Origin of the sequence: Frankia tisae (assembly GCF_025403405.1) — a bacterium.
GTDB lineage: Bacteria > Actinomycetota > Actinomycetes > Frankiales > Frankiaceae > Frankia > Frankia tisai.
Genome location: NZ_JANEZT010000215.1, coordinates 1 through 11,425, shown reverse-complemented (window position 1 = coordinate 11,425; position 11,425 = coordinate 1). Strand labels below are relative to the sequence as shown.

The following is an 11,425-nucleotide window of genomic DNA, read 5'->3' as shown; positions in this document are numbered from 1 at the left end:
CCTCACCACCCACCCGGACTCACCCCGCCCGGCTTCGAGCTGCCCGGCCTCGAGCTGCCCGGCTTCGAGCTGCCCGGCTTCGAGCTGCCCGGCTTCGAGCTGCCCGGCTTCGCCGCGCACCGCCGCGAGCAGCATGGTCTGCGCGGCCAGCTCGCTGCGGCCGACCAGGTCGATCGGGACGAGCTGGCCGAGCAGGCCGGGGATCGGCCGGTCCGTCACCCGCGCGACCAGCAGCCGGCGATCGCCGCCCATGATCCGCGGCGACCAGGCTGCGCCCCACTCCGCGGGCGCCGTCGACGAATCCAGGTAGCCGTCCGAGACCACCGCGATGGTGTGGCTCGCCTGCCGCGTCACCCCATCCAGCCAGGAAACTCGATGGGTACCAGGCGCCGCATCCCAGGCGGCGAGCGTGACACGATGCCCGGCGTCATCCAATGCCGACGCGATCCACTCAGCCCAGCCGAGCCCATCCGCGGCGTGGGACACGAAGACGTCGAGAGCGCGACCATCGCCCCCGCCCGTCACCCGAACAGAATGACACAGTCACCCAAACCGTTCGATTCCTCATGGAACCTGGAGGGGAGAGACTCGCGCTGTGACCGCCCGGCCTGAGGACCCCGGCAATCCAAGCCAGGGGCCCGGTTGCCCGCCCGCCGCCACGATATCCCACATAGTGAGATATGGATTCCATTCCATGGGACAGAGTGTTAAGTTCCGCTCATGCCCAACGCCCCCATCTACACCCACGGACACGCCGAGAGCGTCCTGAGATCACACCGCACCCGGACCGCGGAGAACTCCGCTGCCTACCTGCTCGCGGACCTGCGCCCAGGACTGTCGGTGCTCGACGTGGGCAGCGGCCCTGGCACGATCACTGTCGATCTCGCGGAGCGTGTGGCTCCCGGACGAGTCACCGCGCTGGAGACGTCCGAGGCCACTGTGGAACTCACTCGCGCCGAAGCCGCTCGACGTGGCTGCACCACCGTCGATTTCCTCGTCGGCGACATCCACGCCCTGGACCTTCCCGACGCATGTTTTGACGTCGTCCACGCCCACCAGGTGCTGCAGCACGTCGCAGATCCAGTGGCCGCACTGCGTGAGATGATCCGCGTCTGTCGCCCCGGTGGAGTTGTCGCTGCCCGCGACGGCGACTACGCGGGCTTCACCTGGCACCCGGCGAGCGCTGGCCTCGAGCGGTGGCGCGACCTCTACCGAAAGGCGGCACGAGCGAACGGGGGCGAACCCGACGCGGGACGCCACCTTCTCGGTTGGGCGCACGCCGCTGGCGCAAGCGACGTCACGGCGTCATCGTCCACGTGGTGCTATGCCGACCCGAATGCTCGTCGCGACTGGGGCGACATGTGGGCCGACCGGATCACGAAGTCCGCAGTAGCGGACCAGCTGCTGACCTCGGACCTGGCCACCAGTGAGGACCTTCGCGAACTCGCCGACGCCTGGCATGGCTGGGCCGATCACCCCGACGGGTGGATCAGCGTGCTCCACGGAGAAATCCTCATCCGGGTCTGAACGCCTGTCGAGCCACAGCCGAACACAACCCTCCACCGAACTCGAGCGCACCCTCCGTGGGAGAGCCACGGTGGACGCATCCACGAGCACCGGCCGGGAGCATGGGCCGCAACGGCGCGCTGATCGTCACGGCGGGCGTCACGGCAGGGCTCGCCACAACGCGGCGACTACCAGGCTCATGGCCGGAACGCGCACGTTGCTTGTCCAGTCGACGGCGGGTGGCGACGAACTCCCAGGTCAAGCGGCCGACAAACCGTCCGCGTCCCTGAGGTCCGCCGCTGGGCGCGGTGTCATCGGGACCTTCTCGCTCATATCTTCCTCCTGCCGCCGATCCTCATAGCCAGAGAATATCCGCCGGCCTGAAGCTCCTATCACCGTATTTTCGTGTGCATCCCTGCGTTGGACCGTCCGCTCGCTGAGCACATCCCGCCCGTCTCGCGAATGCCTGCCACTGACTGCATAGCAGCAACGCGGACGGCAATGTCATCAACGGATGATGGGCACAATAGGTGTGCCATTAGGATCTCGGGGATGTGCCGTCGTCGGATGACCCTGGCCACGAGTTGCCTGGGTCCGGCGGATAGCTGTCTGCTGGGGGGACGTTCTTGATCGACCGGGTTTTGCTGCTGAAGGACGCTCAGCGGCAGGTGAAGGCGCTGGAAAAAGACCTGAATGCGCAGGTCAGCGCAGTTGCCGAGGTTGGGACGCGGCTGCGGGCCGAGTACGACCGGGCGTTCGAGGTCGGCCGGACGGCAGCGACCTGGTCGGCGTGGCTCGGCGAGCGGGTCACCCAGGCGGCGGCCGCCTGGGTGCTGGGGACGGTGTTCGTCCGATTCTGCGAGGACAACGGGCTGATCGGCGACCCGTTCCTCACCGGCCCGACGACGACGCGGCTCACCCTGGCCGAGGAGCGGACCGAGGAGTACTACCGACGCAACCCCGACAAGACGGCCCGCGACTGGCTGCTGGCGGGCTTCGACGAGATCGCGAAGGTCCCGGTCGGCGCCGGGCTGTTCGACCAGCGGCACAACGCGCTGTTCCAGATCCCCCTCTCCCACGACGCCGCCAAGGACCTGATCACCTTCTGGCGCCGCCGCACCGAGGCCGGCACCCTGGTCCACGACTTCATGGGCGACGCCTGGGACACCCGCTTCCTCGGCGACCTCTACCAGGACCTCTCCGAGGACGTCCGTAAGAAGTACGCCCTGCTGCAGACCCCGGAGTTCGTCGAGGAGTTCATCCTCGACCTGACGCTGACCCCGGCGATCGACGAGTTCGGCTACGACGTCGTCAAACTGATCGACCCGACCTGCGGCTCCGGCCACTTCCTGCTCGGCGCCTTCCACCGGCTACTCGCCGAGTGGGAGAACAACGCCCCTGACCGGGACGTCTTCGAGCGGGTCCGGCTGGCCCTCGACGCGGTCCACGGGGTGGACATCAATCCGTACGCGGCCGCGATCGCCAAGTTCCGGCTAGTCATCGCCGCCCTGCGCGCCGCCGGACTGACCACCCTGGACGCCGCGGCCGGCTACATGTTCCCGCTACACATCGCCGTCGGCGACTCGTTGATCAAGCACCGCCAGCTCGGCCTGTTCGGCGGAGATCACGACGAGCTCGCCGAGTTCGCCTACGCCACCGAGGACCTCGCCGACCACCCCGGCATCCTCGAAGAGGGCCGATACCATGCCGTCGTCGGCAATCCCCCGTACATCACCGTCAAGGACAAGAAGCTCAACGAGCTGTACCGGGAGCTGTACGACGCCTGCGCAGGCAGCTACGCGCTGTCCGTCCCGTTCGCACAGCGGTTCTTCGAGCTAGCGAAGCTTGCCGACGGGGAGGGACGAGGTGCCGGCAGAGTAGGCCAGATCACCGCAAACTCGTTCATGAAGCGAGAGTTCGGCAAGAAACTCATTCAGGATTTCTTCGCAGGCAAGGCCGAGCTAACCCACGTCATCGACACCTCCGGCGCATACATTCCGGGCCACGGCACACCAACGGTCATCCTGGCAGGCCGGTGGAACCGCTGGCACCGCGCCGGAACTGTCCGAGCCGTCCTCGGTATCCGCGGCGAGCCGACGGCACCAGCCGAGGCGAGCGAGGGATTGGTCTGGCAGGCAATAGCTGGTCAGGTCAACCTAGTCGGCTCCGAAAGCGAGTGGGTGTCTGCGGCCGACATCGTGCGTGCCGATCTCTCGAGCCATCCATGGAGCCTCGCGGGCGGAGGGTCCGCAGAGATGGCGGCCCTAATCGAGGAGCGCGCGGCCTTCCGCCTCGGCACGCTAGCTGAAGCAGGAACAAGCGCGGTCACTCGCGATAACGAAGCATTCATCGTTGGTAGCAACACTCTCCGGCGGAGACGGATCGCACCCGAGTACCACAAGCCGCTGCTGGGTGGAGAGTCCCTACGGGACTGGGAGTTTCGCGACGAGACATATGCACTTTGGCCCTACCGAGAGGCCGATCTCCAGCCCGTGTCGGCGGTGAAGCACATCGAGCGCTTCCTGTGGCCCTACCGCCTTCAACTGAGCGGTCGCGTCGCGTTCGGAAAGACACAGCTCGAGCGGGGGCTGCCGTGGACGGCGTACTCGATGTTCTTCGTCAACCGGTACGGCGGGTACACCATCCCGTTCGCGTTCGTAAGTACGCACAACCAGTTCACCCTGGACAGAGCCGGCCGGGTGTTTAGACAGACCGCACCAGTGATCAAGATGCCGGTGGGGGCGTCGGAGGAGGAGCATCTGCGGCTGTTGGGGGTGTTGAACAGCTCGACGGCGTGCTTCTGGCTCAAGCAGGTCAGCCACAACAAGGGGGCCGGCGGCGGCGCGCGGGTCGAGGCCGGCTATGCGGCGCTGGCGGCCGACGAGTGGGAGAACCACTACGAGTTTACTGGCACCAAGCTGCAGGAGTTTCCGCTGCCAGCGGAGCACCCATTGGCGCTGGCGCGGGAAGTGGATCGGCTCGCTCAGCGATTGACGGCGGTGAACCCGGCCACAGTCGCGTCCGCGGCGGTGCCGACTCGCGCCAGGCTGGCGGCCGCGCAGGCCGAGTGGCTGTCGACGCGCGGCCGGATGATCGCACTCCAGGATGAGCTGGACTGGCAGGTCTACAGCCAGTATGGCCTGCTTGCTGACGAACTGACCTTGCCCATGGACGAGGTTCCTGAGCTGAAGCTGGGCGAGCGGGCCTTTGAAATCGTGTTGGCGCGGCGGGTCGCGGCCGAAGAGACCACAACTTCGTGGTTCAAGCACCACCTACACCGGTCCACCCCGATCATCGAACTCCCCGCGCACTGGTCGGGCGAGTATCGGGCGTTGGTGGAGAAGCGGATCGCCGTCATCGAGGCGGACCGCAACATCGGGCTGATCGAGCGGCCTGAGTACAAGCGGCGCTGGGCCACCGAGGGCTGGGACAAGCTGCAGGACGCGGCGCTCAGGGACTGGCTGCTGGATCGGCTGGAGGACCGCGAGCGGTGGTTCGCCGACGTCGACGGGATGGTTCAGCCCCGGCTGCGGACCACCGGTCGGCTCGCCGACGAGCTGGCCGCCGACGCGGACTTCGTCGCCGTCGCCGAGATCTACCGCCCCGGTGAGGAGCTGGCAAAGGTCGTCGCCACCCTCGTCGAGAACGAGCACGTCCCGTTCCTCGCCGCCCTGCGCTACAAGGATTCCGGCCTAGTGAAGCGGGCCGACTGGGAGTCGGTGTGGGATCAGCAGCGCGCCGAGGATGCCGCCGCGGACCCGGAGGCCGCCAAGCGGATCCGCGACAAGATTCCCGTCCCGCCGAAGTACGCCCAGGCCGATTTCCGCAAGGCGTCCTACTGGAAGGCTCGCGGGAAGCTCGACGTCCCCAAGGAACGGTTCATCTCCTACCCGCACGCCGGCCCGGACAACGATCCGACGCTGCTCGTCGGCTGGGCGGGCTGGGATCACCGCGAGCAGGCCCAGGCACTGGCCACGCTGATCGTCGAGCGGCAGGACAACGACGGCTGGGGCGCCGAGAAGCTCACCCCGCTGCTCGCCGGTCTGCGCGAGGTCATGCCCTGGGTCCGCCAGTGGCACAACGATGTCGACCCGCTCTACGACGGTTCCCCCGCCGAGGTCTACGACGCCTTCCTCGCCGAGGCGACGGGCCGCCACAATCTCACCGCGGACGCCCTCACCGACTGGCGTCCGCCGGCGACCACCCGCGGCGGGCGGCGTAAGAACACCGGAGCGCTCTGAACCGGCCGACCGGCACGCAGAGTTGGTCCATGAACACCGACGCATAGGGTGATGACGGAGCATGGACCCGCTCCCCGGCCTATGGAGGTTGACAGCGATGAGCCGCCGGTTCAACACTGCTGGCCCGTGCCGGCCCGGAATCGACTACATGATCCCGGCGGTGGCGCGGCTGGCAGAGATCCCCGGCCTGGTCGACCAGGAGGGGTACTTCGTTGTCCACGCGCCCCGGCAGACGGGGAAAACCACGACACTGCGGGCGCTCGCCGATGAGCTGACCGCGTCCGGCCGGTACGCGGCGCTGCTGTTGTCCTGTGAGACCGGCCGGGCGTGGGACGATGACGTCGGCGCCGCGAGCCGCGCCATTCTCGCTCGGATCCGAACCGCCGCAGAGAACACCCTGCCGGCGGACCTTCTCCCGCCGGCCTGGCCACAGGCACCGGACGGCGCCCTGCTCGCCGCGGCACTCACCGCGTGGGCCCGCAGCTGCCCACGGCCGTTGGTGCTGTTCTTCGACGAGATCGACGCCTTGCGAGGGATGACTCTGATCAGCGTCCTGAGCCAGCTTCGGGATGGCTACAGCAGCCGCCCCGATGACTTCCCCGCCTCGGTCGCCCTGTGCGGCCTACGCGACGTCCGCGACTATAAGAGCGCCGCTGGCGGGGATCCCTCTCGGTTGGGGACGTCGAGCCCGTTCAACATCAAACTGAAGTCGCTGCGGCTGGGGGACTTCACCCCCGACGAGGTGCGCGGCCTCTACGCCCAGCACACCGCCGACACCGGCCAGGAGTTCACCTCGGCCGCCCTCGAGCGGGCGATCGAGCTGACCGCGGGACAGCCGTGGCTGGTCAACGCCCTCGCCCGCGAGGTCGTTGAGGAGATCGCCGTCCCGGCCACGGAGCCGATCACTGTCGAGCATGTGGAGGAGGCGAAGGAGCGGCTGATCCTGGCCCGTGCCACCCACTTGGACTCCCTGGCCGCCCGGCTCGCCGAACCCCGCGTCCGGCGCGTCCTCGGCCCGGTGCTGGCCGGGGACGTGCTGACGCTCGAGCCCTACGACGACGACATCGCCTACCTGCGTGACCTGGGCCTGATCGCCCCGACGCCGCCGGTCCGGCTCGCCAACCCGATCTACCAGGAGGTCGTCGCCCGGGTGCTCGCCAGCCGCATCCAGGAAAGCGTCACCGCCGACCCGCGGTCCTTCATCTGCCCCGACGGTACCTTCGACCTGCCCCGCATGCTCGACGAGTTCATCGACTTCTGGACCGAGCACGGCGACTTCCTCGTCTCCGGCGGTTATTACGACGAAGCCGCCCCCCAGCTTATTCTCATGGGCTTCCTCCAACGCGTCGTCAATGGTGGGGGCTACGTCGACCGTGAATACGGCGTCGGTTCCGGCCGGATCGATCTGCTCATCCGCTGGCCCCACACCAGCGGCGACGGCACCCGCCGCGTCCAGCGGGAAGCGCTCGAACTCAAGGTCTGGCGTGCCAGCCGGCCCGACCCGCTGCGCGCAGGCCTGACCCAGCTCGACCGCTACCTCGACCGCCTCGGCCTGCCCACCGGCGTCCTCATCATCTTCGACCAGCGTCCGAACACCCCCGATCTCACCGAGCGCACGGCCATCACCAGCACGACCAGCCCCGCCGGACGCACCATCACCCTGCTGCGGGCATAGCGGCGGTATGCACACGGCGGACCCGCCGCGGATATTCTGATTGGCCTCATCCCACCGCACGAGCGGATCGCACGACCAGAACCCACCACCCTGACCCGAGGTAGCGCATTGACCAGCCCGTCGTCCCAGCCACTGCTGCGCGAGGTCATCGACATCCCACCGCGGACGTCCGACAGCGACTTCGTCCTCAAGCTCACCGAGGGTGTCACCGACGCCGCGACCCTGCACAGCTATGTGGTGACCGACCGGCTGGTCGGGAACTTCGACGAGGCCCTCGGCCTGATCGCGCAGGCGGTGAGCACCGGGACGTCGAAGGGCGTCTACCTGCACGGCTCGTTCGGCTCCGGCAAGTCGCACTTCATGGCGGTGCTGCACGCGCTGCTGCGCGGCGAGCCGGCCGCCAGGACGCTGGACGATCGCCTGACGGACGTCATCGGCAAGCACGACGCGGAGCTGGGCGGCAAGAAGTTCCTGCTCGTCCCGTTCCACCTGCTGGGGGCCAAGTCGATCGAGCAGCGTGTCCTCGGCGGCTACGCCGACCACCTGCGCGGGCTGCACCCCGACGCCCCGATCCCGGCGGTGCACCGGGCCGGGGCGCTGCTGGACGAGGCCCGCAGCGTGCGGGCCAAGGTCGGCGACGCCACCTTCCTCGCCGAGCTGAACCGGGCCGGCTCCGGTGACGGCGGCGAGCCGGACGACTGGGGCAACGACGCCTCCTGGACGCCCGCCAAGCTGGACGCGGCGCTCGCCCCGAACGCCACCCCGGATGGCACCCCGGACGGCAAGGCTCGCCGCCGGCTGGTCTCCGACCTGCTCTCGACCTGGTTCGCGAACACCTTCCGCGACCTGCGTGAGGACGCCGAGGGCTTCGTCTCCCTCGACGCCGGCCTCACCGAAATCGCCCAGCACGCGAAGGACCTCGGCTACGACGCCGTCGTCCTGTTCCTCGACGAGCTGATCCTGTGGCTGGCGAACAACATGGGCGACCAGGCGTTCGTCTCCCGCGAGGTGCAGAAGGTCACGAACTTCGTCGAGGGCGGCCTGGGTGCCCGGCCGATCCCGATCGTCAGCTTCATCGCCCGCCAGCGGGACCTGCGGGAACTCGTCGGCGAACAGGTCGCCGGCGACGTGCGGCTGTCCTTCCTCGACGTCCTCACCCTCGCCGACGGCCGGTTCGACAAGATCGTGCTGGAGGACCGTAACCTTCCGCTGATCGCCAACAGGCGGCTGCTGAAGCCGCTGAACGCCGACGCCGCGGCGGCGGTCGCCCGCGCGTTCGAGACGACAGCGAAGGTCCGCGCCGAGGTGTGGGACACGATGCTCGGCGGCGGCGCCCAGCTCGGCGCCGACCGGGACGCGTTCCAGCTGTCCTACCCGTTCAGCCCCGCGTTCATGGACACCCTCGTCCACGTCTCCGCGGCCCTGCAGCGCAACCGGACGGCGCTGAAGCTCATGCGCCAGCTGCTCGTCGACCACCGCGACGACCTGCGCCTCGGCCAGGTCGTCCCGCTCGGCGACCTGTGGGACGTCATCACCCGCGGCGCCGACACCCCGTTCACCGACGTCCTGAAGGCCGAGTTCGACGCGGCGCAGAAGCTCTACGCCCGCAAGCTGCGCCCCTACCTGCTCGACGCGGAGGGCCTCGACGAGGACACCCTCGCCCAGGTCCGCCGCGCCCAGGCCACCGGCGTCAGCACCGGCGTCGGCACCGGAGCCGCCGGCGTCGGCACCGGAGTTGGCGTCGGCACCGGAGTTGGCGTCGGCACCAGCGTCGGCGTCGACCCGGCGCTGGCGACGAAGGTCCGCCGGTTCACCGCGGACGACCGGCTGGTCAAGACGCTGCTGCTGTCCGCGCTCGCCCCGAGCGTCCCGGCGCTACGCAACCTGACCCCGCGGCGGCTGTCGGCGCTCAACCACGGCAGCATCACCAGCCCGATCCCGGGCGGCGAAGCCGGGCTCGCCGGCAAGAAGGTCGAACGCTGGGCCGGCCAGTTCGGCGAGATCAAATACGTCCCGGTGGAGGGCGGCGACCCGGGTGTCGGGCTGGAGCTCGTCGACGTCGAGGTCGACAGCATCCTGAACTCGGCCGTCGCCTACGACAGCGCCGGCAACCGGCGTGCGCTCGTGCGGCGGCTGCTCGTCGAGGACCTCGGCGTCACCGTCACCGGCGACGTCTACGGCGACCGGCTCGACCTCGTCTGGAAGGGCAGCAAACGCTCCGCCGAGGTCATCTTCGGTTCGGTCCGCGGCCGCGAGCTGCGCGACGACCAGCTCGCCCCCGTCGACCCGCAGGCGTGGCGGCTCGTCGTCGACTACCCGTTCGACGACACCGGCGACGGGCCGGTCTACGCGCGGGCCCGCGTCGAACGGCTGCGCGGCGCGGACGTCCAGCACCGGACGGTCTGCTGGATTCCCGCCGACCTGACCGCCGCGCGGCTGGCCGACCTGGGGATGCTCGTCCGGCTCGACCACCTGCTCGCCGGCGGCGGGCACCGGTTCGACAGCCACGCCCAGCACCTGAGCGCCGACGACCGCCAGCGCGCCCGCGGCGTGCTGAAAAGCCGCTACGACGCGCTGCTGACCAAGACCCGGACCGTGCTGCGTTCGGCCTACGGGCTCACGTCGAAGGACGAGCAGGACGTCACCGCCGACTACAGCGATCACCTGCGCGCACTGTGGCCGGGGCTGAACCCGACGCTGCCGCTCGGCGCATCGTTCCGCGACGCGGTCCGCCGCCTCGTCGGCGACCTGCTCGCCGACCAGTTCCCCGGCCACCCCGACCTCGACCCCGACCAGACCGCAACACCCGTCAAGCCCGCGGACCTCAAGCTCGTCCTCGGCTACGTGACCAGGGCCGCGGAGGCCGACGGCGGCTCGGTGGAGGTCGCCCGGGGCGACCGGATCCCGATCCGGCGGATCGCGCCGGCGCTCGGGCTCGGCGTGATGCACGAGGTGCGCTTCGAGCTGGGCCGCGAGTGGGTCGGCCACTTCACCCGCCGGGCCGCCCAGACCGCTGCCGACGGCTCCGGCTCGCCGGGCATCGGCGGCACGCACGGCCCAGCCGGCACGGACGGCCCAGGCGGCGCGGGCGGCCCAGGCGGCGCGGGCGGCCCGGGGCCGGGTGAGCTGCGGGTCGGCGACCTGCTGCGTTGGATCGACGAGCCGAAACCGCGCGGCCTGGACGACAACGTCGCGCACCTGGTCGTCGCCGCGTTCGCCGAGCAGACCGACCGGGCCTGGTACCGGCACGGCGGCCTGCTGGCGACCCCGCCCGAGCTGAACACGATCACCAGGGACATGACGCTGCGCGAGCAGCCGCTGCCCGACGCGGCCGACTGGGCAGCCGCCGGCGAACGCGCCAAGGTCATCTTCGGGGTGCAGCCGCCGGCGCTGCTACGCGGCCGGCTCCTACGCGGCTTCGCCGAGGAGCTGGTCGGGACGGCCCGGCCCCGCCGAGCGACGAGCCAGGAGCTGGTCGACGCCCTGGAGAAACACGCCGTCGAACTCGGGCTCGACCCACGCACCGGCCTCGCCGCAGCCGGCGGCGCTGCAGCCGACAACGCTGCGGCCAGCGGCGCTGCGGCCGACGACGCCGACGGTACGGGCGGTGCGGGCGGGAGCCGGCTGCGGACCGCGCGGGCCGCCCGCGACCTGCTCCTGGCACTGGACGACCCCAGGGCCGGCACGGAGATCGTCCGCAGGCTCGCCCGCGCCGAGCTCGCCGGCCCGGCCAAGCGGCTCGCCGTGAGCATCAGCCGCGGCGGCGACGTCGCCGCCGCGATCAGGTCGGCCCCCTGGGATGAGACCTTCGGCGTCATCGCCGGGTTGGCCGAACCCCACCAGGCCGAGGCCAGAGAGATCCTCGGGCGGATCCGCGCCGCCGGCGCCGTCGACGAGTTGACCACGCCGCTCGCCGCGGTGCTCAGCAAAGCCCGCGCCGACGCGACCGCCCTGCTCCGCCGGGCCACCGCGGCCCTCGCCACCCCCGCCCCCACCCCTACTC

5 protein-coding genes are annotated in these 11,425 nt (G+C 70.0%); 4 read left to right on the top strand and 1 reads right to left on the bottom strand.

Annotation, left to right across the window (positions count from 1 at the left end; all coding sequences use genetic code 11):
- On the bottom strand, positions 1 to 486 hold a 486-nt coding region (locus NBZ85_RS19600; protein ID WP_261562374.1), incomplete at its 3' end, for a toll/interleukin-1 receptor domain-containing protein.
- A 234-nt stretch (positions 487 to 720) separates the two neighbouring features.
- On the opposite strand from NBZ85_RS19600, the gene NBZ85_RS19595 reads away from it, so the two are divergent.
- The 4 genes from NBZ85_RS19595 to NBZ85_RS19580 form a co-directional block, all read left to right on the top strand.
- Positions 721 to 1,527, top strand: coding sequence for a class I SAM-dependent methyltransferase (locus NBZ85_RS19595; protein WP_261562373.1), 807 nt, complete (start codon positions 721 to 723; stop codon positions 1,525 to 1,527).
- 605 nt (positions 1,528 to 2,132) lie between these two features.
- Positions 2,133 to 5,747, top strand: coding sequence for a BREX-2 system adenine-specific DNA-methyltransferase PglX (gene pglX / locus NBZ85_RS19590; RefSeq protein WP_261562372.1), 3,615 nt, complete (start codon positions 2,133 to 2,135; stop codon positions 5,745 to 5,747).
- 97 nt (positions 5,748 to 5,844) lie between these two features.
- Positions 5,845 to 7,422: an ATP-binding protein gene (locus tag NBZ85_RS19585; protein WP_261562371.1), complete on the top strand. Its 1,578-nt coding sequence runs from the start codon at positions 5,845 to 5,847 to the stop codon at positions 7,420 to 7,422.
- A gap of 108 nt (positions 7,423 to 7,530) precedes the next feature.
- A partial coding sequence (locus tag NBZ85_RS19580; protein WP_261562370.1) for a DUF6079 family protein occupies positions 7,531 to 11,425 on the top strand: 3,895 nt, incomplete at its 3' end.

Coding starts and splice junctions, on each gene's coding strand:
- NBZ85_RS19595 (WP_261562373.1), top strand. CDS start 721: ATGCCCAACGCCCCCATCTACACCCACGGACACGCCGAGAGCGTCCTG.
- NBZ85_RS19585 (WP_261562371.1), top strand. CDS start 5,845: ATGAGCCGCCGGTTCAACACTGCTGGCCCGTGCCGGCCCGGAATCGAC.